Here is a 21,831-nt window from a genome sequence, read left to right as displayed (position 1 = left end):
TTATTTATCTTTATTGAACATGTTTCCAATTTCTTTACTAATCTTTCTGAAGATCGGAGCCGCTTGCACATCTTCATATTCATCAATATGTTGATTGTCCACCCGACTCGGAAATACAAGGACCACATTTTCATTCTGATGAATACGTTCCAATTTCTTTGCCAAACCGTCTAAAGAATCACGGTAAGATACCTCACCATAACGCGATGAAACATAAAATAAAAATGCATTATCCTCTCTAAATGACTTTAACCCCTGCATATGATCCCAATCATCATAGATCTTAAAATTAACAGGAACTGAATTTTTAATTTCTTCCAGAAATATTTTAGTGGCCTCTTCAGTACGTTTATCACACACAAAAGTGACCGAAATTGTAAGCTCCTGTCCTAATTTAAGAACTTTCTCTACCCAATATTCGAATCCGAATTCGGATTGGGCCAAAGGTGGTACGAATACAATAATTTTATTATGTGTAATAAAAGGCTTCTTAAATTGGCACATCATAACATTTGCAGAAGTACGGTTTAAAATACTTTCAGACTTCTCACCAACAATTTTATCTACAAAATTACTTGCACTTGGCCATCCTAATAGAATACAGTCAGCCATCACCTCTTTTGCACTACGGCTAATTCCACTAGGAATATTATAATCAATCGTAGTAGCAATACTTACTTCGGTTTCACTACCAGAGGCATATTTTACAATATTATCCAAATTTTTACGCGCTATTGCCATATTCTTTTCCGCTTGCTCATTATCTTTAACGACGGAAACAATACTTATTGGATAATGTGATTTTTTGCTTCGCATCAATGTAGCAAAATCCAAAAGCGGTTTCATGTTCTCCATATTTGCTAATGGTATCAGAATATGTTCATCATGTTCCTTCACAATATTGATATGGCTTTCGTCCTGATCTCCATCCATTACTATTTTTTTCGATGCCCCTTCTGTCACAATAGTTGCAACAATACAGGTTACCAAAATCAATAAGATTGTACCATTCAACACATTTTCATCGATAATCTCATTTTTATACCCGACCATGATCACAGCAAGAGTTGCTGCGGCGTGTGAACTACTCAAACCAAAAATAACATTTCGCTGTCCTGAGCTATACTTAAAAACCAATTGGGTCATCCATGCGGCTCCCCATTTACCCAAGATGCAACAACTGTTAGTGTTGCCGCAACAATTAAAGCCTCCGGTCCGCGTAGCAGCACACTGACATCCACGATCATACCTACGCTTATTAAGAAAAACGGAATAAAGATCGCGTTTCCAATAAACTCAATACGATTCATCAGGGCGGACGAATGCGGAATTAACTTATTCAACGCTAATCCTGCAACGAAAGCACCAATAATTGGTTCAAGCCCCGCGATTTCAGACAAGAATGCGGCAAAGAAAACAATTGATAAAATAAAAATATAATGCGAAGTTTTTTCACTTTCAATACGTTCGAAAAACCATTTCGCAATGCGAGGAATGACACCAAACATGATAAAAAGGAAAATTGCGAAAGATACACCTAAAGTAACCCAAAATTCCTGTCCGATATTCCCTTGAGAAGCTCCGGTGATTACTGCCAAAATAATCAGAACAGCAGTGTCCGTTAATATAGTTCCACCTATAGTAATAGCTACAGCTTCATTTTTAGAAATACCATAACTATTTACAATCGGATAAGAAACCAATGTATGAGTAGCAAACATACTGGAAATCAAAATGCTGGCTAAAATACCATAATCCAAAAGATAAAAACAGACCGGGAAACCGATAGCAATAGGAATAATAAACGTGAAAAAACCGAACCATAAACTCTTATGCTTGGTTTTTTTAAACTCATTCATATCCAGTTCCAGACCAGCTATAAACATAATATAAAGCAAACCTATCGTAGAGAAAAGGTCCACTGCAGAGTTTTTCTCCAACCAGTTCAGTCCATGCGGACCAATGACAACACCAGAAATAATCAAACCTATAATGCCCGGAACTTTAATTGAACGTAATAAAATGGGCGATAATAAAATGATAAATAAGACGAGCGCGAAAATGAGTACTGGACTTTTTAAAGGTGCTTCGAAAGCATGCGATAAGTGATCTAATACGTTTCTATTCATAAATATATAAGCTAAATCTAGTATACATTTGAGTAAGATTTCTGGCAGAAATCCCCTTATCAAACTTCTAAAAGTAAAATATTTATTTCGGAACTACAATTAAAGCACTTATTTATTTGAAAGAAATCGCGCGAATTGGGCTGATTTTAGTGATCAATAGAGAAGGGATAAACAAAGCTAACATTCCAATAATTAGTAGCGAAACATTGATTAAAATGATATCCGTCCAAAACAACTTGACAGCTACATAAGAGATGTAATAAGTTTGCTCATCTAATTTGAAAAAATGAGTATAATCTTGAAAGAAATATAAACCCAATCCTATAAAGTTACCCAACAATAAACCTAAACCAATTAAATAGAGCGCATTATACATAAAAACACGACGAACTCCATTATTATGAAAACCAAGTGCTTTTAAAATACCGATCATTGAGGTACGCTCTAAAATAGTAATCAGCAAAGCCGAGACCATATTGATGATAGCAACTAAAGTCACTAATATAAAAATAATAGTAGTATTCATGTCTAGAAGATCTAGCCATTGAAAGATATCTGGCACCTGTTCACGGATGCTTATAGCATGCATATCCATTGGGACCAGATCATCAAGCTCATCAGTTGTTTGTTGTAGCTTTGAAAAATCTTGAATACGAACCTCATACCCCCCCACAGCTGTACTATCTAAATTATTAAGTTTACGAATTAAATCTAAAGACCCTATTACATAAACCTTATCCAATTCTTCAGAACCTGAGTTATAAATTCCTTTAATCTCAAATTTTCGCTTACGAATAGGCTGTTGAACGAAATACATAATAAAATCATCACCAACCTTTAGCATCAACCTATTGGCAAGATACTTAGATATCAAAATTTGTTCTCCAGCTCCATCTTTTTGTTTTAGATTTAAAGTATCACCCTCGACCAATATCTTTTTTAAATAATTTTGATCATAGCTGATATCAACACCCTTTAATAAAACTCCCTCCACCTCATCGTTAACATTGATAATCCCAGGTTTTGTAGCAAAAGAATTTACACTAACTACATTTGGATGATTTTTAACCGAATCCCACTGAATAGAATCTAAAGCAATGGGTGAGTTTTCAAAGGAATTGTTCAGATCGTATCGCAAGACCATGATATCACCAAAAAAACCACGCTGTTTAGCTGTAATTTCCGATTTGAATCCTCGCAATACACCAACAGAGAGAATAATTGCAGCAATTGCCAGAGCTATTGCTCCTATAGTAATGCGCACAATCAATTTGGAAAAAGTTCTTTTTCCTAAAAAAGTGATTCTCTTGGCTAAAAAGTATGGAAAATTCAAGCTTTTAAATTATTTATGTAACTTCGCAAAGTTAAAAAAAAATGTGAAGCAGCCTATTTTATTCCTGTTGTTTCCATCATCTCAGTATTAAAACAACAAAAACATAGTCTATTATGCGCATCATATTCATGGGAACCCCGGACTTTGCCGTCGCTTCATTAGATGCACTTGTGCAATCTGATGAAATATTGTAGCTGTCATAACAGCACCTGACAAACCAGCAGGTCGAGGACAAAAACTTCATCAATCTGCAGTTAAAGTATATGCTGAAGCTCATAATATACCCGTATTACAACCTGTCAAATTAAAGGATGCTGATTTTCTAGAAGAATTGCGATCTTACCAAGCAGATTTACAAGTAGTCGTAGCATTCCGAATGCTACCAGAAGCTGTCTGGAAAATGCCTCCTTACGGCACGATCAATGTCCATGCATCGTTATTACCTCAGTATCGTGGCGCGGCACCAATTAACCATGCGATCATCAACGGGGAAGAAGTTACTGGAGTATCCACATTTTTATTGCAACATGAAATTGATACAGGAAGTATTTTACTATCTAAAGAAGTTACAATTGCACCAGATGACAATGCCGGAATTTTGCATGATAAACTGATGCATACAGGAGCTGAAATACTGCTCAAAACTATAGCAGGTTTAAAAAATAATACACTTACACCAAAAGCACAGAGCAACTTATTAGCGGAAAGTGAATTAAAACATGCGCCTAAAATATTTAAAGAAAACTGCCAAATTGACTGGAAAAAAGATGTCGACAGCATTTATAACTTGATTCGTGGCCTAAGCCCCTATCCAGCAGCCTTTACCAGCCTAGATAATAAAGTATTAAAACTATATGCAGTATCCAAAGAATATGCAACCCCAGATATTGCACAGGGAGATTATAAAACGGATGGAAAAACTTATCTTAAATTTGCAGGCAATAACGGCTATATCAGCGTAAAGCAATTACAGATTGAAGGTAAGAAAAAATGGAAATCATTGACTTCTTAAGAGGGTACCGCTTTTAGTCGCTTTGCTCCTCCTCTTTCGTTACCTCAGCCGTATCCGCGACATATTCCATGATATCTGCTGGCTGGCAATGCAATGCATGACAGATAGAAGCCAAAGTATCCAAACGCAATGCTTTGGCTTTTTGATTTTTAATAATCGAAAGGTTTGACAGTGTGATGCCTACCCTAGCACTAAGCTCATTCAATGACATTTTGCGATCGCGCATTACTTTGTCTAAATGTATAATAATTGGCATAATCAAAATTATATGTTTATTGAAAAACATGTATTTCATAAAAAAGTTTTGGTCATCGAAAATTTAATTTCTTGTAGAATCAAATGTATCATTTTTTTTAGAAATTTAGTTTTTCAATACTATTCTTAGTCGCAATTCCGTTACACAAGCAAAGCGCATTCATTACCAAATGATTACATATTTATTTAGAAGTTCAAACACTATTATGACCGAATTCAGTCATTTTGGAATAATTTTTGTTGCGTTATAAAGTAAATAAAATTCCTCATAATCAACAAGATATAATCACATATCAACAACAAATATTAAAATAATTCGTTTTTATTTTGTATTTTTGCAAACATTTCAGAGAAGAAAGGTATTAATATAATTAATGAGACAGCTCAAAATTACACAATCGATTACCAATCGTGAGTCACAGTCGTTAGACAAGTACTTACACGAAATTGGTAAAGTAGACTTAATTACAGCAGAAGAAGAAGTTGAATTAGCACAACGTATTCGCGAAGGTGACCAAGTTGCCTTGGAGAAATTGACTAAAACCAACTTGCGTTTCGTCGTATCTGTAGCAAAACAATATCAGAATCAAGGATTAACCTTAGGTGATTTAATCAACGAAGGTAACTTGGGCTTAATAAAAGCAGCTAAGCGTTTTGACGAAACAAAAGGTTTTAAATTTATCTCGTATGCGGTATGGTGGATTCGTCAATCAATCCTTCAAGCTATTGCAGAGCAATCTCGTATTGTGCGTTTACCTTTGAACCAGGTCGGTTCATTAAGTAAAATTAGTAAAGCATTCTCTAAATTAGAACAAGAGTATGAACGCGAGCCTTCACCAGAAGAATTAGCAGACATCCTTGAAACAACAGTCGATAAAGTTTCGGATACATTAAGTAACTCTGGAAGACATGTCTCTATGGACGCACCATTCGTGCAAGGGGAAGAAAATACCCTATTAGACGTATTAGAGAATCATGATCCAGATACAGATAGTTCCCTTATCGATGAATCTTTATCTGAGGAAATCAGACGTTCACTGTCAACGCTGACAGAGCGTGAAAGAGAAATAATTGTATTATTTTTCGGACTTGGATCAAACCACCAGTTATCCTTAGAAGAAATCGGTGAAAAATTCAATCTTACCCGCGAACGTGTCCGCCAGATCAAAGACAAAGCTTTACAACGCTTACGTCATACATCTCGTAGCAAGATCTTAAAATCTTATTTAGGTTAATAGTATTAACAGTATTTCTTAGATGCGCAGCCAAAAACTGCGCATTTTTTGTTCTATTAGACTAACACAGTCATTGCTATTCACTGTAAACGTACTGAACACCATTATTTAATTATATCCTATTTACTTATTTCTTTGACCAGGTGCAAATGGTTTCGCAGATTTTGCTCCAACAGCTTTCTTGGCTTGTCCAGGAGGTACTTTACCGCTATTTCCAGCGGTTCTTGTCGTGTAACAAGAAGTCAAAAATACCATACAAATAAGGGGCAATACTAAACAAATCTTTCTCATAATAATTACGTTTTATTATAAAAGACTAATAACGTGCCAAATATACTTTTGCAGACATCCCAGCCCATAGAACACGATATAGTAATTTAAAAAATTATCCGATTAAAGATAATTCTCCCAACTTTTTAAATTGATCGATATGATCAAATTCATATTGCATTATTTTACTTGCTATTATTTATAAATTCTTTAAGAAATAGATAGCATATATAACTGAAATCAGGGATTTTGAAAATTATAAATTAGCACGATCTTTATAAAATATAAAACAGACAATTTTAACAATAAAAGCAAATATGCAACAAGCAGTTATCCTTTTTATAGTATCTATTTTTTTATACAGTTGTTCAAAGGAAACTACCGCATCTAAGATAATAACCATTAAAAAAGATTGGTCTGTATTAGACCTTGAATTTGAGAAATCCACAATTGAAGATTTTATTGTATTTGCATCATCAAAAACATAGAATTTGAAAGAGATTCTTTATTCTCTTATAGTGAATACGATAGTATAGAATTTTCTAAAGATGACGATTATGAACAGAAAATTTGTTTTACAAATGAACAGCTTGGTTTAAAATTTATTTTCTCTCAACAAAATGAAGGTGAGGATAAGCAGAACGCTAATCATACTTTCGAAAAATATGAAATTTCAAATTTTTCAAAAGTTAAATTTGCAAATGGCCTATTACCAAAATTTCCATCAAAGGAACGTGATCGAATTTTCGTCAAAGATTCTTTATTAAACAGCATAGATTTGTATGAAGCCTACAGCAAGAATAATTACATTACTGCTGGAGTACAAAAAATAAATGACTCTATTTCTGAACTAAAAATAATTATTGGATCACAAAAAATAAATTAAACGAATAAAAACAGGAAAGAATCAAACCTAATTTTGTTCTTTAAAACCATTCATAAAGTTGCTATTTTCTTTATTTATAATTTCATCATCAAGAGCAGTAATCGTATGTATTGGAAAAGAAATAAAAACAATCGTCCCAACATTACTGATGTTTTCAAAATAAATTTTACCTCCTACCCGTTGCAGAAGATCCTTACATAATGAAACCCCAAGTCCTGCCCCTGTACCATTAACAGCTTTTCTATGATCCCAACTGTTTCTATTATTAAGCTTTTCAACAGTCGATTCTGGCATATTTATTCCTTCATTTTCTATATATAACAACAATTCATCTCCTTTGATCTCCGAAACCCCTAAAGTAATTTTACCGGCATATTTACAAAACTTGACGGCATTACTAACAATGTTCCTAATGACAAAAGAAAATATATCCCTGCTCATATACAAATAAACATCTTTAGGAAGACTCTCTTCTAAAGAAATATTATTTGACATTAAATCTTTTTGAAATAACAACAAGACATGCTGAATCTGTTGAGAAATATTAAACGTTTCCTTGTTTTCTAAGTTATCACGGAGCTGAGATTCTGCCCATAAAAGCACCTCATCCAACATATTTTGTGAATGAGAGAGTTCTGATCCTAATTGCATTAAAACTTGTTCCATATCAAGTTTTGACATAAGCGATAAGTCAACGGCATTCAACAACATACTCATTGAAATAAAAGGAGTTCTTAAATCGTGTGAAGCAATTGACAATACCTTGATCTTAAAAAGTTCGGAAGCCTTCAATTCTTCATTATACTTTTTAATTTGATCAGCCTGCTCTTCAAGTGCTATATTAGTACCTAAAAGTTTGACTTTTTCCCGCTTTAAAATGCGATTTTTCCGAATCAATTCATAGAGTAAAAATCCGATAATAATTTTACTCACAATAATCCCGGTTATCAGAATTGTAATAATTGTTTGACTTTCCATAATTTCTCATACCCTAATATCTTTCATGATCAAATAATTGATCAATAAAAACACCATTACATGAAGCACTTTTACAAAAGATAGATGTTTTGTGGTTTTTTAAAAAAATCTAAAAATACCTAACAAGTAAATATAAGTATTTTTGAGTTCCAAGTATGTTTCAATATCTATAACAATTTCTTAAATAGCATGAATTCAATAAAAAATACGAAAGGTCTTCTGTATTTATACAGAAGACCTTTGAGATCGTACATTAATAAATTCGAGTTCTCGACAGTAATTACTTTTTTTAAAGTACTATAATGAATATTTATTTTTACTATCGCCAAGCATATGATAAGACTTCATATTATTCTAGAGTAGGATTAAAAGTTCCACCCCAATCTTTATTCTGTGATATTTTAGGATTTTTATCAATCACAGATTGAGCTAATGGAAAAAAGTAATAAGTATCGGGTACAAGATTTACTTTATTTCCCGTATTTGGAACTTGTAAAACACTGTATTTAAACTGATTTTCCTTAAGCTGATAAGTTTTGGCAAGATTTGCGGCCTCATCCAAATCCATTTCAGCTCCATTACTAAGAATAGCAATAGCCTCTACACCATATTTGGTCGTATTATTAAGTATATTCAATTTTCGAGTTCTTCTCAGATCCCAGAAACGATGTCCTTCAAAACAAAACTCAATATTCCGTTCTGCCAAAATTGCATCTCTCATCTGAGTACGGTCAATAGCGGTAATACCGTAATTTCCGTCACTTCCTGCTTCAATACCTGCACGCATCCTGATCTGTTTTAGAATTGTTAATGCGGTATTAAAATCCCCGGTTTCGTTTGCAGTTTCAGCATAGTTGATCATAACCTCCGCAAATCTCATCAGTACAAAATCCACATCATATTGAGTTTCTACTTCTGTTTGCTTCAGCGATAACTTTGAATTTTTAAGTATAAAAAATCCACTATATCGATTCAGATTTTCTGATGGTGTTTTAGCCTTAGGATTAATACCAAAGTTATCCAGATCTGCGGCTATACCCACAGAGGTATATTGACGTTTCCCTGATTTCCCAGAAACTTCGTAAATCTTGCCATTCCATACAATAGATTTGTCGAACCGAGGATCTCTATTTTCCCAATAAGATTGTAAAAACTGCTCATTCGTTTTAAAATACTTACCTGTCGGATCTGAGAAAACCTTACCATCTTTCATGGGAAATGACTTGACAAAATCCCATGTTGGAACTGCACCTGCTGCGCCTCTACTTTCAGAACCCGGGCGCACTCCATTATCCCAACTCGCCACTTTATTCGGATACGAATTGATTACAGCAAAAACCACTTCAGATCCCTTCTCCTGCAAAGCAATGTTAGCATAGTCTGGAGTCAAATTATATCCATCAGCCTTTAACTTATCATAGGCAGCTTTATTTGCAGCATGCGCTTCTGCCCAATACACATTATTATAAGGGTTAGTTGGATTAAATTGAGGGGAAGCCTTGTACAATAAAACCTTAGCTTTAAAAGATAGTGCAAAATTCCCATCGATTCTACCATAATCTCCTGAACTTTTGGCAATCATAGGCGGCAATAAGGCAATTGCCTGATCTAGATCTTTTATCATTAAATCAAAACATTCCTTCGTTGTGTTACGAGGTGTTTCTAAATCATCTTTCTCCAAATCCTGCGGTACAGTAATATAGGGTACACCACCATGATATCGAACCATATTAAAATACATATATGCTCTCATAAATAAAGCTTGCCCAAGAACAGCATTTTTTACATCTGCATTTAATCCTGCACTTTCGGTTACTTTTTGAATTGCAGTATTAATTCTACGGATAGTTGTATAATCCCAAGATTTATAAGCGGCATTGTTAACAGTGATAGCATCCAAAGGAAAAGATATGCCCATTAACTGCTCTGAATTGGCATCCGCTGAAGCATTCCAATTTCCAAACATGGGATAAAGATTCGTTATATAGGCATTCACAAGATTCGGATCGTTCCATACCTTGCTTTCGTCAAGTGAATTAAGATCTTCAATATCTAACACATTTTTACAAGAGGCTACTGTAACTAAAAGTGCTATTAGGGTATAAAATATCGTTTTCATAGTTTTTTCAATTAAAATTTAACATCCAAACCCAAGGTAAATGTTTTCATAACAGGATAGGAATCATACATTTTCTGTTCCGGATCATGAAACTCGGTCATAGGAGAAAGCACAAATAAGTTTGTTCCATTAAAGAATACATTCACACTGTTTATTTTCATCGACTTTGTAATTGACTGCGGTAAACTATAGGATATATTTAAATCTCTTAGGCGCAAATATGCACCATTACGAATCCAAAAACTCGAAGCACCTGTTCCCGACTCCTGCCAGTTGGAACCTACTACTCTCGGATAATCTGCCTGTGGATTATCTGCTGTCCAAACATCGCCTGCCCAGATAGGATAATACGGTCGAAAAGTACCGCCATGCTGACGAATTCCCCCACCTTCCAAATTACTTATAACACGATCATATGCCAGTACTCCCTGCAATAAAGCTGAAACAGAAAAACCTTTCCAGTTTGCATTTAGCCCAAAACCGTAATTGATGCGTGGAGTATTATTTTCGGAAAGCAACGTCAGATCATTATCATCGATCTTACCATCTGGGCTTTCAGAATAATTAGCTCCACGAATATCTTTGTACAAAATCATACCTAAGTATGGATCACGACCATATGTTTTAAACCCACTGCTCTTCAGTGCATCTAATTGCTCCTGTGTTCTAACAAGATCCACAGCTTCAAAGCCGATGATTCGATTTTCAGGTCTTCCTATTCGAGATTCGAAATTGCGCGTTCCCCCCACAGCAAATGCAGGCTCTTCATCATAGACATCCCAACGATCTTTTGCATACCCCATATTAGCTGTGATTCCATAACCTACTTCACCCACACGATCATTCCAATTAACAGATACCTCTCCACCTTTATAACTTCGAGCAGCATAGTTTTCCGGAGCCAATGACCGTCCATAATTATCAGGAATTTTCAAAGTACGCCGTCCTAAAATATCTGTTTCCTTACGATTAAACACATCTATTGAGCCACTTAGTTTATTATTTACAAAACCAAAATCCAAACCGATATTAACACTTTTGGATGTCGTCCAAGTCAGGTTCTGTGTAGGTGTATCACCATAGGCAATACCATTATAGTAACGATCACCAAACATGTAGCCACCCGCAGGCCTATATTTTTCCTGATACAAAAATTGCCCGATCCTTTGCGCATTAACATCAAGATCATTCCCTGTTGTTCCATATGAAGCTCTTAACTTTAGATCACTCACCGTATTTTTAATATCTAAGAAAAACTGTTCTTCCGACACACGCCAAGCAGCTGACATGGATGGAAAAAATCCCCACCGTTTATCGCCGGGGAATAAGGGCGAACCATCATATCTAAATGAAAATTCAGCGATATATTTATCTGCGTAGTTATAATTTGCACGTCCGATAAATCCCCTTCTAGAATTAATAGTTTCATACGCATCAGTAGCTCTAAAATTACGATCTGTCGGGTAAATAAACATTTGATCAATACTAACAATTGGATTTTCAGCACGGGATGTTACATAGGTTCCACCAGCTTTAAATTGTTCATAGACCAACAACGCATCAATGGCATGTTTATTAAATTTACGGTTATAATTCAAAAACCAGTTGACCTGATATTCCCAATCCCGCTGAGGAGAATAATCCATAAAAGGCTGTGCCTGACTAAAAGTAAAAATATTCACTTTGTCTTCGGAAGGTGGTGCAGGTATAAACCTATTTCCATCCGGATTCAGAGAAGTAAATGTATAGTTCTTTTGGAAGGTCATAAATCTTTTACGCATATAATCTTCAGCGAGATAGCTACCTACAACTTTGTAGACAAGCCCTCTATGAGTTTATCCAACTTATAATTCAACGTCATGATTGGGTTTACCTGACGAACTTACGATCGATATATCGATTCCCAACTACTTGGTCAATCACATTCCAGGCTTGCCAGCTCCCCATGGGTGTCTGAACAGGATATGCTGTTGGAGAATTACTTGGAGATCCATCTGCGTTTAAATAAAACGGATACATTTTAGGCCAATTGAATGTTACGCGATAAAAATCTGACACATCAAAATCATCATCATTAGCGGAAGTACTAAATGGCCAATAAAAACGTTTGGAATTGATTTGATTGGCCGAGATATTAACATCAATCGTAAAATCATCCGTAATCTTGGCACTGACATTACTCCTTAAATTGAATTTTTCATGATCCAATGATTTGTAAGATCCATTTTCTTTACGATAACTGACTAAATTATAATAGGTAATTCGGTCTCCACCACCCGACACTGAGATCGATTGTCGGTGACTAAAAGGGTTTCTCCAGATATTATCATTAACACTATAGTCCTTATCCTTGAAATAATCAAACTCAGCCTGTCCATTAGGTGCTACCCATGGTTCTGTTCTAGAGCCATTTTCCCAAAGAAATTGAGATACCCGATTTTGATAAGTCAGTTCATCAGCCGCAGTCGTAATATCTGCTAAAAGCGTTTGAGTAGGAGCACCAAAACTATAATTACTTTGCACATTAAATACAGGCTCCTGAGCTGATCCCTTTTTAGTTGTGACAACCACAACACCGTTACCCGCTCTTGTCCCGTAGACCGCAGCTGTTGCGGCATCTTTCAAAAAACTCATCTGATCCACTTCATTGGCTTCCAAAGCATCGAATGCCGCTTTATCCCGTACAATTCCGTCAATCACATACAAAGGTTCGGCAAAACTACCACGAATGCGTAGACTTGAGGAAGCTCCCGCCATACCCGAAGTATTCGTAACATTTATACCTGCGGCACGTCCAGCTAAGGCATTAGAAAGGTTAGAAGGCGAAATATTCTTTAATTGTTCGGCATTGACCGAAGCCACTGAACCTGTAATATTTGCTTTTTTTTGCTTTCCATAACCAACTACTACAACCTCTTCTAAACTTTCCTGTTCTTGCTCTAGAGCAACAGTAATAGCAACTTTATCTTTTGAATCAATATTATAGTTACTAAGTACTTTGGTCTTGAAACCTACAAAACTGATTTTAATTTCGTATCCCTGCCCCTCTGGAATACGGTCAAACGAAAAAGTTCCTGCTGCATTCGTCGTATTCATCTGTTTATACTTCGTAGACAGATTTTCAATACTTACAGTAGCGCCACTGATGGGATTATTACTTCCATCCCTGACAACTCCACTTACAGAAGCTGTTGACTGCCCGTACCCCACATGAAATCCCATACTCAGTAATCCCAACATTCCGAGTCGAAGGGGCCAGTTAGTACGTGGACTTTTAAATCGAAGTAGCAGCACAGTTTGAAACTGATGCTTTTTAGATAAAAAGTTGCTCATAATTTGTTTGGTTTAATTGTTTATTATTGTGGATTGTTGTAGTTTATACCGGCATGATGTAAGTAGTTAATTTCTCTGATAATTTCTTCAAAGACATTCGTTTTATTCGTAAAAGTTCCGCTGTAAAATTTATTACTGATCAATGATTTATCGTATTGCAACTTGATGTCATAGTTTTGCATCAGAATTGTCAAAACATCCTCTAGGGCTATATTTTTAAACTGGATGATCTGGTTATTTTGAAGAAAATGACCACCTCGATCTGTTCCTATTGTATGAGTCTTTATCTCTTCGACAACCTTTAATTCACGATGATCCAAGGTAATCTCTTCGTGTGGCAAAAAGGTCCGCACTAATTCTTTCCCTCTCTGATGATCCACAGCTTTCACCTCTATTTTACCTTCCATCAATTTGATCTGCGTTTGAGTAGATCGCAATTCATCAACACTAAAAACCGTTCCTAAAGCTGTAGTGACTACACCGTTGGAATGTACACGAAATGGCTTGGATTTATCTTTGGCAACCTCAAATTTTGCTTTCCCCTTCAGGTACAGCACTCTCTCCTGCTGGGTACTAAAATCTTCAGCATATTTGATTTCAGACTGCGGATAAAGTGTAATAACAGATCCGTCACTAGCCGTTAATAACATATTGTCATTGCCTGAATTTATGTAATATAGATTACTTATCTCTTCAGTCTGATCCTTAATAGCAGCTATTTTCCTAACCTCTGGCGCAGGTTGATTTAAAAATGGATTTAAGCTCATATAAAACCCAAGAATAAAAACAATTACAGCAGCCGCAGCAGATACAATGCGAACTAATTTCCTGTTATATTTTAAAACATTTTGCTTTTTAGCAAAAGCGAATATTTTATCTTTGATTTCCTGCTGATTGGGATAATCTAAATTTTCGTCGGTAAGATCCCATTCTTCTTTAGACAATAGCTGATCAAGAGATTCTCCCAATGTGCTATGTAATCTTCCAGATAAGCAGCCTCTTCAGCCGAACATTGATTCTTTAGGTATCGATTGATAAGTTCTCTCGTAATCTTCATATAATAAGAATACGGTAGAAACGTCACTTACCCCCAAGCCGATTTTTAAAAAAATAGATGAACGATAAACACAAACATCTTTTTCAAAACTTTTAATGCCAAAGCGATATGATTTTCAACGGTTTTGGGTGTAATCGACAATCTTTCTGCGATCTCTTTATAAGTCAAATTTTCGAACCTGCTCATCATGAACACCTTTCTTCTAGATTCTGGCATTCTTGACACGATGTCCTCATACCGTTCATTCAGTTCCTTTAAGCGATATAACTCTGACGGTGTGGGAACTTGATCAGTTTCAACTTTTATATGCAATAGATCTTGCCTCTTCCTTTCTTCTTTCACAATATCCAAAAGTGTGGTACGAGCGATGCAAAATAGTTGAGCTTCTATTTCTACATGCACTTTCTTTTGAAAAATATTATTCCAAAGCTTGATAAATACACGTTGTACAGTTTCTTCGGCAATATAAGTGGAAGAAGTCTTGCTTAAAGCATATTGATAGACTTTTCGGTTCCATTTTTCATAAATATGCTCAAATTCTGCGGTAGAGATCAAGGTTTGGTTAGACATATCTTAGGTTAGTGCCGAAACTAAGATAGCTATTAATACCAATTATTCATAATTATGTTACAATTGATTAAAAACAAATAAAATCAAACACTAAACAGAGTTATAAGGGATAGTAAATTTTATTTAAACCATTATTTAAAGAATTTAAAACCATAAAACATCTAAATGAATCAATTTAATCGCCTTTTAGAATAAAATAAAGATCAATAATTGAATATATATGTATCCATAGAAAAAAATATTCAAATTACATTTTCAATAACAAAGAAACGTAAACATATACTTACGAATTTTTAAAAAGTATCGATTGAAAAGGAAATTGATGGTAGTAGTGACATTTAACTTAATGAAATCATTGTAGATACTGGCAAATTTACTTAAGTTTATATAAAATATATGTTATGAAAATAGCCTTCTTTTCAACCAAGCCATACGATCGAGAATTCTTCGAAAAAGAAAATGAAAAATATGGTTTTGAACTTCATTTTTTTGAAACACATCTAGGACCTCATATCGTAAATGCAATTGAAAATGAAGATGCAGTATGCGTTTTTGTAAATGACAAACTAAATAGAAATGTCATTGAAACTCTTGCAAAAAAAGGAGTTAAGTACATTGCTTTGAGATGCGCGGGATTCAATAATGTTGATTTACAAGCTGCTAAAGATTTTGATATTCAAGTTTGCCGTGTCCCTGCTTATTCACCAGAAGCTGTAGCAGAACACGCAATGGCTATGCTATTGACCTTAAACAGAAAAACTCATAAGGCTTATAATCGTGTGCGTGAACAAAACTTTGCATTAAACGGTTTATTGGGATTCAATCTCTACCAAAAGAAAATTGGTGTGGTTGGAACCGGTAAAATAGGAAAAGCATTTGTTAAAATAGCGCTGGGATTCGGAGCAGAGGTTATTGCGTATGATTTATACCCTGATGAAACGTTGATTAACCTAGGTGTAAAATATGTCGCATTGGAAACACTCTTTATGGAATCTGATATCATATCGCTGCACTGCCCTCTTACAGCAGACAACCATTATCTAATTAACAAAGAATCTATTGATAAAATGAAATATGGTGTCACAATAATCAATACTAGCAGAGGTAATCTGATTAATACCAATGATGCAATACAAGCATTAAAAACTAAAAAGATAGGCCTTCTTGGTATTGATGTATATGAGCAGGAAGAGAAACTTTTCTTTAAAGATTTATCGGCAACAATTATTGACGATGACACCATTCAGTTATTGTTGAGCTTCCCTAATGTTTTGGTTACTGCCCATCAGGCTTTTTTCACAGAGGAAGCATTAGAACAAATATCTCAAAGAACACTGAAAAGTATTGATGATTTGATAAAAAAAGGAACAACTGATCCAGAAGTATTACTATAATTGATTAGCTCCTGTAAAAAAATCCCAAGCCGCTTTAGCTATATCTGAAATAATACGTTCGTTCGTTTCCTGATTTTCTTTCGAATGGGTTACAAAGACACTGATCACAAAGTACTCACCGTTTGGAAGTAAAACAACTCCAACATCATTGAGTGCAGCCGTTATTCCAGTTTTCTTATTAGTTCCAGATGAGCCAGTCTTGTGTGCTACAACTGTTTGATCAGGAAGTTGTCCTTTCAATTGTTTAAGACCTGTATTAGTAGACTTCATAGTTGTCCACAAAAAATCATACATCGGCATCGAAAGCAAATTATTCTTATTCACATAATAGGTCTGTAAAATTCGATTCATTTCTTTGGGTGTTGACCAGTTCAAAAACTGTTTATCCCAATTACTTTGCATCGTCTTTTCATTAATTTTAATCGATATATCCTTAAATCCTTTTTTTGCGAAATAGCTTTCTACAACCTGAGGTCCGCCGAGAAGTTTTAAAAGAACATCACACCCTACATTGTCACTTAAAGTGATTGTATATTCCAGAATTTCCTTTATCGTAAGCGTTGTTCCGGTAGGATATTTTTCCCGAATTGGACTCCAAATTTCTGGTGTAAGATCACGCTTTGTAATTTCTATCTTTTGATCAAGTTTAAAATTACCCTTATCGATTTCTGTTAACATGACAATCGCCAATGGAAATTTAAAAACACTTTGCATAGGAAGTCGTCTATCGGCATTTACACCTAATGTATCACTATGATTAATGCCGTTTATTGCTACACCAACAACAGCATCTTTGTTCTGCATGATCTGCTGAATATTTTTTCTTAACCCCTCTATACTTTGTGCATGGGCAGTTATAGTAAATAGTAATGAAAAGAATGCAATTTGTAAGAGTTTTCCCATGAGATTTAAATCATTTATGTTCTGATATTTTAGGAAGAATAGATAACAGTTAACCTATCTATATATCCTCATTCATTTTGATTGCTTACTATTGATAATAGCAAGCAATCACAGTCGTCGACCAACTGTAAAGTTAAAATTATTTTTTATTAATCACTGTTAACATCAAGTCAGGTTATTAAAAATAAGCCGTCTACACGAATGCAAACGGCTTTACTTATTATATATTGAGTTAGCTTCAATAAAATAAAGAAACAATCATCATTTACAACAATCTAATATACAAATAATTAACAAACTCATCGCAAAATTTTCTCCATTTTTTTTCCTTTTGCTAATTCATCTATGATCTTATCGAGATATCTAGCTTTCTGTGTTAGAGGATTTATAATTTCCTCTACACGATAACCACAGATTACACCAGTAATAAGACTGGCATTAACGTTAAGATGTGCATTTTCAAAGAATGTTTCAAAATTTACTTTCTGATCAATTTGATCCTGCAATTGTTGTTCATCAAAACCGGTTAACCATTTTATAACCTGATGCAGCTCCTCTTTTGTCCTGCCTTTCTTTTCAACTTTTTCGAGATAATGAGGATAAACCGATGCAAATATCATTTTTGCTATTCGTTCATCATGTCCAGCGGTACTTTTCATACTATTATTTTATTTGACGATGCTATTCCAGATCCCCAATTGGTTCCCAGAGTTCAATGATATTACCTTCAGGATCCAATACATGAATAAATTTTCCATAATCATACTCCGAAATTTCATCTACGATAGTGACATTATCTTTTTTTAATTCCTCAACCAGCGCAACAAGGTTTTCGACACGGTAATTGATCATAAAGGGCTTTACAGAAGGATTAAAATATTCAGATTCATGAGGAAATGTACACCATGCTGTTGACCCCTTAACCGATGGATCATCAAGGTCGCGCCATTTAAAAGTTGCTCCATATTCACCAGCTTCCAAACCTAGATTTTTGGCATACCAGTCGTTCATCTTTTGAGGATCCTTGCATTTAAAAAACACACCTCCAAGCCCAGTTACTTTTTTCATATTTAGGATTTCAATTAGTGATAAAATGCTAGAAATTATCGCTCATTTTATTAGAATAAATATACAAAAAAATAGGTCCAATAATATGTTTCGTACTATTTCTTTACTCAGATTGATCTCCGTAATTTATTGCAAGTTGCATACTGCTAGCTCATATTCGTAATTATAAACATTTTTCCATTCTTAAAATATATCCAATAAGTTCTATACTTCAATTTTGAGCAATATCAAGATGAGAACCCAGAAGTTTTATTTAATGCTATCACCAACTATAACCACTTGTTGGAAGAGAATCATTTTTTTAAGAAAAATGAATTTTTACAAATTATGTTAACGCTACAAGAGAATAACTTCAACAATTTCAAACTAAATATTATAGGGAGGCTTCATATTTGCATGCTTCCTCTATCAATCGTTCTATATCGTTTCCACATATAAATGACTGTAAATGTTTAAATTTCACCTCATCCCAATCATAAATTTTTAAATCACGCAATGCAATAATCGTATCCGATTGAAACCTAAACTTAATATGCTTTGCCGGATTTCCAGCAACCACACTATAGGGCGCAACATCTTTTGTAACAACAGCTCCTGAAGCAATAATAGCACCCTCTCCAATCTGAATACCCGGAAGAATCATAGCACGCATCCCTATCCAAACACCATCACCAATTACAGTATCTCCTTTACTTTGATACGATTCTACGATAGATTCAACAAAAGGATATAAACTAAACCAATCAGAACGATGCGTATTATTTCCCCCCATCAATATTACAGCTTCAGCTGCAATACACACATACGAACCAATATATAACTGATCTATTACCCAGGCAGGTTCCCATTGATTTAGACTGTACACATCTCCATACAAATAACGAACTACACATTCTTCAAAATTTCCAGTCCAGGCGTTACTGTAATAACTTGTGTTGCCCTTAATATGAATATTGGGATTGGTATGAGTTTCGTGCAAATATTCAACACGGGACCAATGCTTAATCTGATCTTGTTTTGTACTCATTCTAGAATCTTTTTATGCAATTTATAAAATATTCTCAAATAGGGTACGATATGAATATGATATAGGAAGTAGTTCTCAAAAAAAGGAGTATCAATAATGATACTCCTTTTAAAGAAATATGTTAAATTTTATCCTGCTAAAGCTGCTTTGACAGCAGTAGTCAGCGAAGTTGTTGGACGACCGATCAAAGTAGATAACTGTTTTTCATCATCATACAAATCACCATTTGCAGCTCCTTTATCAAAACTTGCGATAGCAGTTGCTAATTCTTCAGGTAAACCTGCTTCTATTAAAGCTTTCGCATAATCGGACTCACTTAAATTTTTATATGGAATAACTTTTCCTGTTTGACTTGAAATCTCTTCAGCTAACTCCGCTAAGGTGTAAGCATAGTCACCTGCTAACTCGTATATCTTATTTTGTTGATCTGCACTGGTTAAAATAACCGCTGCCGCTTCAGCATAATCAGCTCTCGTTGCAGATGATATTTTCCCCTCTCCTGCACTACCAAATAATGCACCATTTGTAAGGCTGTAGGAACAGAAGCGGTATAATTTTCAGTATACCAACCATTGCGCAAAATAGTAAAAGGCACACCCGATGATTTTAGGATTTCCTCAGTTAGTAGATGTTCATTTGCCAACACCAATGAAGATTTATCAGCATGTAACAGGCTCGTATATACAATCCATTCTACTCCCGTCTCTTTGGCCGCCTTGATAACGTTTTCATGTTGCGCCTGACGTTGTCCAATTTCATTTCCTGATATCAATAATAAATGATTAATTCCTTTCAATGACTCGACCAAAGTATCCGGTTTATTATAATCAAATAAGCGTGCTTCGACACCTAAGTCACCAGCTTTTTGAGTGTCACGCGCTAATGCAACTAAATTGTTGCTTGCAGTCTTTTCTTTTAATTTTCCCACTACCAGACGTCCTAGATGTCCAGTAGCACCTGTAATTCCTATTTTCATAAATCCTATATTGTAATAAATTTTGTTACATTTAAAAGCAAAAAAAACTAACGAAATTTCTTCGCGAAATTTTCCAATGTCAGCCCTTTTAACGAATTAATCACCAATTGATCGGTATCAGAATAAAGCTGATCTAACTCCTTATTAATCTGTTTACCGACTGGACATTGCGGATTCGTATTTAAATTCTTTTTACCTAGCACTTCAGTATTCTTCACTGCCACATAGATATCTGCCAATGAAATTTGACTACTTGGCTTATTTAATCGAGAACCTCCCTCTTTGCCCTTACGTCCTATGACAAACCCTGCATCTTGCAATGCACTTAGTTCTTTCCGCACCATCGCAGCATTCGTGTTAATACTACCTGCAATCCAATCCGAGTTCACCCAATTTTCTCCACTATCAGCCAGCAATGTTAATATATGTATAGCTGTTGAAAATCTTGTATTATTCATATCATCAACAAAGTTAGGAATATTTTTTATATTGTAACAAATTTTATTACAATTGAATTTGAAATGACAATTCCCCGGAAAAAATCATAAAAATAGCATGAGCTCCACAACAAGACTTAGGTCTAGATTATCCTAATGAAATATTATTAGAGATAACCCGTTCTGCATTTTAAATAGTGCTAATTTTTAAATTATTGATATTACTCTTAAAACTCCCAATATTCTTTCGTAATTTGCGAATAGGTTGTTCATTCTAAATCGTTTTGTCGTAAAAGCAATTTACTGATTATCAGAGTAATGAATAACTTCTTTATAGCCCTAAATCATAATGCACAACGGGTTTCTTTAATTTATTAAATCTGTTTCAAAGGTCGTACCTCCAGTATACATTCACCCTGGAATAATGACACCTGATACCGCTCAAACCTTTATCTTACCCAAATGCATACTGTCTGTATTATTACCACCATAGCTCTCTACAAAAAAGATAAACACTTCATACGTCACTTCCTTTTTATGTTTCGGAATTTTAACATTTTGTTTGCCAGATATTAAGCTGTCTTTCGAGTCGTTCATCAAAAGTGGATATTCCCCCCCATTATCTTCTGCATCATACAGGATTAAAAAGGAATCGTAAGACCTGGTGTTAAACTTCTTCTCCAGATAAACATCATATTCCCAAGTAACCCGAATCACTTGATTTTCTTGATCGAAATCCATTGTATAGGAAGTGATGGGATTCGGGCTTCCTTTGGCAATCATAAATTTCTGCCAGTCAACTACAAAATCGTCTTCTTTCTGAATAACTGCTTCGTTCAAATTATAAGA

22 protein-coding genes are annotated in these 21,831 nt (G+C 34.8%); 4 read left to right on the top strand and 18 right to left on the bottom strand.

Translation table 11 applies throughout. From position 1 onward, the window contains the following. The 3 genes from L950_RS32165 to L950_RS05910 all read right to left on the bottom strand — a co-directional run bounded on the left by L950_RS32165 (window position 1) and on the right by L950_RS05910 (window position 3,462). Window positions 1–1,170 (bottom strand): hypothetical protein, encoded by a 1,170-nt coding sequence (locus L950_RS32165; RefSeq protein WP_231576916.1) that lies wholly within the window; start codon window positions 1,168–1,170, stop codon window positions 1–3. Continuing rightward, window positions 1,143–2,129 carry a cation:proton antiporter gene (locus L950_RS32160; protein ID WP_231576915.1) on the bottom strand — a complete coding sequence of 329 codons (987 nt, stop codon included), beginning with the start codon at window positions 2,127–2,129 and terminating at the stop codon, window positions 1,143–1,145. Before L950_RS32160 ends, L950_RS32165 begins: the two co-directional genes overlap by 28 nt. Before the next feature lie 112 nt (window positions 2,130–2,241). Further along, window positions 2,242–3,462 (bottom strand): ABC transporter permease, encoded by a 1,221-nt coding sequence (locus tag L950_RS05910; RefSeq protein WP_021189492.1) that lies wholly within the window; start codon window positions 3,460–3,462, stop codon window positions 2,242–2,244. Window positions 3,463–3,649: 187 nt separating this feature from the next. On the opposite strand from L950_RS05910, the gene fmt reads away from it, so the two are divergent. Further along, a complete protein-coding gene (gene fmt / locus L950_RS05905; protein WP_316930549.1) occupies window positions 3,650–4,474 on the top strand; it encodes a methionyl-tRNA formyltransferase in 825 nt (274 codons plus the stop codon). 13 nt (window positions 4,475–4,487) lie between these two features. Here fmt and L950_RS05900 read toward each other — a convergent pair whose 3' ends face one another. Further along, entirely contained in the window at window positions 4,488–4,730 is a 243-nt protein-coding gene (locus tag L950_RS05900; protein ID WP_021189490.1) for a helix-turn-helix domain-containing protein, read from the bottom strand. Between the two features lie 373 nt (window positions 4,731–5,103). Between L950_RS05900 and L950_RS05895 the strand changes: the two genes are divergently transcribed. After that, window positions 5,104–5,964 carry an RNA polymerase sigma factor RpoD/SigA gene (locus tag L950_RS05895; protein ID WP_021189489.1) on the top strand — a complete coding sequence of 287 codons (861 nt, stop codon included), beginning with the start codon at window positions 5,104–5,106 and terminating at the stop codon, window positions 5,962–5,964. 123 nt (window positions 5,965–6,087) lie between these two features. On the opposite strand, the gene L950_RS28470 is transcribed toward L950_RS05895, so the two are convergent. From L950_RS28470 to L950_RS05870, 7 genes are all read right to left on the bottom strand, one after another. After that, complete coding sequence (locus L950_RS28470) at window positions 6,088–6,255, bottom strand: hypothetical protein (protein ID WP_156169556.1); 168 nt, start codon at window positions 6,253–6,255, stop codon at window positions 6,088–6,090. 892 nt (window positions 6,256–7,147) lie between these two features. Beyond that, window positions 7,148–8,098 (bottom strand): sensor histidine kinase, encoded by a 951-nt coding sequence (locus L950_RS05890; RefSeq protein WP_021189485.1) that lies wholly within the window; start codon window positions 8,096–8,098, stop codon window positions 7,148–7,150. Between the two features lie 349 nt (window positions 8,099–8,447). Next, on the bottom strand, window positions 8,448–10,217 hold the full coding sequence (locus L950_RS05885; protein WP_021189484.1) for a RagB/SusD family nutrient uptake outer membrane protein: 1,770 nt from the start codon (window positions 10,215–10,217) through the stop codon (window positions 8,448–8,450). Window positions 10,218–10,228: 11 nt separating this feature from the next. Further along, on the bottom strand, window positions 10,229–11,998 hold the full coding sequence (locus L950_RS32155) for a SusC/RagA family TonB-linked outer membrane protein (protein WP_231576914.1): 1,770 nt from the start codon (window positions 11,996–11,998) through the stop codon (window positions 10,229–10,231). Window positions 11,999–12,086: 88 nt separating this feature from the next. After that, window positions 12,087–13,550, bottom strand: coding sequence for a carboxypeptidase regulatory-like domain-containing protein (locus tag L950_RS32150; RefSeq protein WP_231576913.1), 1,464 nt, complete (start codon window positions 13,548–13,550; stop codon window positions 12,087–12,089). Window positions 13,551–13,573: 23 nt separating this feature from the next. Beyond that, window positions 13,574–14,518, bottom strand: a complete 945-nt coding sequence (locus L950_RS05875) for a FecR family protein (RefSeq protein WP_021189483.1) — start codon at window positions 14,516–14,518, stop codon at window positions 13,574–13,576. Between the two features lie 134 nt (window positions 14,519–14,652). Then, entirely contained in the window at window positions 14,653–15,177 is a 525-nt protein-coding gene (locus L950_RS05870) for a sigma-70 family RNA polymerase sigma factor (RefSeq protein WP_021189482.1), read from the bottom strand. A 401-nt stretch (window positions 15,178–15,578) separates the two neighbouring features. On the opposite strand from L950_RS05870, the gene L950_RS05865 reads away from it, so the two are divergent. Then, window positions 15,579–16,571, top strand: a complete 993-nt coding sequence (locus L950_RS05865; RefSeq protein WP_021189481.1) for a 2-hydroxyacid dehydrogenase — start codon at window positions 15,579–15,581, stop codon at window positions 16,569–16,571. On the opposite strand, the gene bla is transcribed toward L950_RS05865, so the two are convergent. The 4 genes from bla to L950_RS05845 form a co-directional block, all read right to left on the bottom strand. Then, complete coding sequence (bla, locus tag L950_RS05860; RefSeq protein ID WP_021189480.1) at window positions 16,566–17,474, bottom strand: class A beta-lactamase, subclass A2; 909 nt, start codon at window positions 17,472–17,474, stop codon at window positions 16,566–16,568. The two genes, L950_RS05865 and bla, sit on opposite strands and share 6 nt — an antisense overlap. A 299-nt stretch (window positions 17,475–17,773) precedes the next feature. Continuing rightward, a complete protein-coding gene (locus L950_RS05855; RefSeq protein WP_021189479.1) occupies window positions 17,774–18,133 on the bottom strand; it encodes a DUF2200 domain-containing protein in 360 nt (119 codons plus the stop codon). Between the two features lie 22 nt (window positions 18,134–18,155). Next, window positions 18,156–18,542 (bottom strand): VOC family protein, encoded by a 387-nt coding sequence (locus L950_RS05850; RefSeq protein ID WP_021189478.1) that lies wholly within the window; start codon window positions 18,540–18,542, stop codon window positions 18,156–18,158. Between the two features lie 373 nt (window positions 18,543–18,915). Further along, the gene (locus L950_RS05845) at window positions 18,916–19,569 is read right to left on the bottom strand and encodes a CatB-related O-acetyltransferase (RefSeq protein WP_021189477.1); all 654 of its coding nucleotides are present in this window, start codon (window positions 19,567–19,569) and stop codon (window positions 18,916–18,918) included. 96 nt (window positions 19,570–19,665) lie between these two features. On the opposite strand from L950_RS05845, the gene L950_RS32145 reads away from it, so the two are divergent. Then, a complete protein-coding gene (locus L950_RS32145) occupies window positions 19,666–19,875 on the top strand; it encodes a hypothetical protein (RefSeq protein ID WP_021189476.1) in 210 nt (69 codons plus the stop codon). A gap of 130 nt (window positions 19,876–20,005) precedes the next feature. Here L950_RS32145 and L950_RS32140 read toward each other — a convergent pair whose 3' ends face one another. The 3 genes from L950_RS32140 to L950_RS05830 all read right to left on the bottom strand — a co-directional run. Next, window positions 20,006–20,545, bottom strand: coding sequence for an NAD(P)H-binding protein (locus L950_RS32140; RefSeq protein WP_231576912.1), 540 nt, complete (start codon window positions 20,543–20,545; stop codon window positions 20,006–20,008). Window positions 20,546–20,592: 47 nt separating this feature from the next. Further along, entirely contained in the window at window positions 20,593–21,003 is a 411-nt protein-coding gene (locus L950_RS05835) for an Rrf2 family transcriptional regulator (RefSeq protein ID WP_021189475.1), read from the bottom strand. Window positions 21,004–21,423: 420 nt separating this feature from the next. After that, the coding region (locus tag L950_RS05830) for a DUF6266 family protein (RefSeq protein ID WP_037525983.1) at window positions 21,424–21,831 on the bottom strand (408 nt) is incomplete at its 5' end.

The organism is Sphingobacterium sp. IITKGP-BTPF85, assembly GCF_001006065.1.
Taxonomy (GTDB): domain Bacteria; phylum Bacteroidota; class Bacteroidia; order Sphingobacteriales; family Sphingobacteriaceae; genus Sphingobacterium; species Sphingobacterium anhuiense.
The sequence above is the reverse complement of the archived record's forward strand: the minus strand, read 5'-3'. Positions and strand labels throughout refer to the sequence as shown.

Excerpts from the sequence above, each read along its gene's own strand:
- L950_RS32160 (WP_231576915.1), bottom strand. The coding sequence starts at position 2,129 with ATGAATAGAAACGTATTAGATCACTTATCGCATGCTTTCGAAGCACCT.
- L950_RS05900 (WP_021189490.1), bottom strand. The coding sequence starts at position 4,730 with ATGCCAATTATTATACATTTAGACAAAGTAATGCGCGATCGCAAAATG.
- L950_RS05895 (WP_021189489.1), top strand. The coding sequence starts at position 5,104 with ATGAGACAGCTCAAAATTACACAATCGATTACCAATCGTGAGTCACAG.
- L950_RS28470 (WP_156169556.1), bottom strand. The coding sequence starts at position 6,255 with ATGAGAAAGATTTGTTTAGTATTGCCCCTTATTTGTATGGTATTTTTG.
- L950_RS05890 (WP_021189485.1), bottom strand. The coding sequence starts at position 8,098 with ATGGAAAGTCAAACAATTATTACAATTCTGATAACCGGGATTATTGTG.
- L950_RS05885 (WP_021189484.1), bottom strand. The coding sequence starts at position 10,217 with ATGAAAACGATATTTTATACCCTAATAGCACTTTTAGTTACAGTAGCC.
- L950_RS32155 (WP_231576914.1), bottom strand. The coding sequence starts at position 11,998 with ATGCGTAAAAGATTTATGACCTTCCAAAAGAACTATACATTTACTTCT.
- L950_RS32150 (WP_231576913.1), bottom strand. The coding sequence starts at position 13,550 with ATGAGCAACTTTTTATCTAAAAAGCATCAGTTTCAAACTGTGCTGCTA.
- L950_RS05870 (WP_021189482.1), bottom strand. The coding sequence starts at position 15,177 with ATGTCTAACCAAACCTTGATCTCTACCGCAGAATTTGAGCATATTTAT.
- L950_RS05865 (WP_021189481.1), top strand. The coding sequence starts at position 15,579 with ATGAAAATAGCCTTCTTTTCAACCAAGCCATACGATCGAGAATTCTTC.
- bla (WP_021189480.1), bottom strand. The coding sequence starts at position 17,474 with ATGGGAAAACTCTTACAAATTGCATTCTTTTCATTACTATTTACTATA.
- L950_RS05855 (WP_021189479.1), bottom strand. The coding sequence starts at position 18,133 with ATGAAAAGTACCGCTGGACATGATGAACGAATAGCAAAAATGATATTT.
- L950_RS05850 (WP_021189478.1), bottom strand. The coding sequence starts at position 18,542 with ATGAAAAAAGTAACTGGGCTTGGAGGTGTGTTTTTTAAATGCAAGGAT.
- L950_RS05845 (WP_021189477.1), bottom strand. The coding sequence starts at position 19,569 with ATGAGTACAAAACAAGATCAGATTAAGCATTGGTCCCGTGTTGAATAT.
- L950_RS32145 (WP_021189476.1), top strand. The coding sequence starts at position 19,666 with ATGATACTCCTTTTAAAGAAATATGTTAAATTTTATCCTGCTAAAGCT.
- L950_RS32140 (WP_231576912.1), bottom strand. The coding sequence starts at position 20,545 with ATGAAAATAGGAATTACAGGTGCTACTGGACATCTAGGACGTCTGGTA.
- L950_RS05835 (WP_021189475.1), bottom strand. The coding sequence starts at position 21,003 with ATGAATAATACAAGATTTTCAACAGCTATACATATATTAACATTGCTG.